General features: G+C 45.7%; 1 protein-coding gene. It reads left to right on the forward strand.

Annotated features, from left to right (window positions below; all coding sequences use genetic code 11):
• Positions 1 to 219: hypothetical protein (locus AM305_RS12365; RefSeq protein WP_005821961.1), on the forward strand; the 219-nt coding region annotated here is incomplete at both ends.

The following is a 219-nucleotide window of genomic DNA, read 5'->3' on the forward strand; positions in this document are numbered from 1 at the left end:
ACGGCGTGAAAATCACCAAAGACGGCACAACGATTAAAGATGGCAACGGAAATACCGCAGAAACTACCGCACTTGGTTCAATTTTTGAAGATAAAGACGGTAACAATGCTGCTTTAGGGGCAACAGGTGCAGAATTTGCGGATAAAGATGGTAATGAAGCTATTCGCAACGCAACCGGCTCAGTCATTAAAGACCCAGACGGCAACACCAACGAAGTGA

The organism is Actinobacillus minor NM305 (assembly GCF_000175195.1).
Lineage (GTDB): Bacteria > Pseudomonadota > Gammaproteobacteria > Enterobacterales > Pasteurellaceae > Haemophilus_A > Haemophilus_A minor.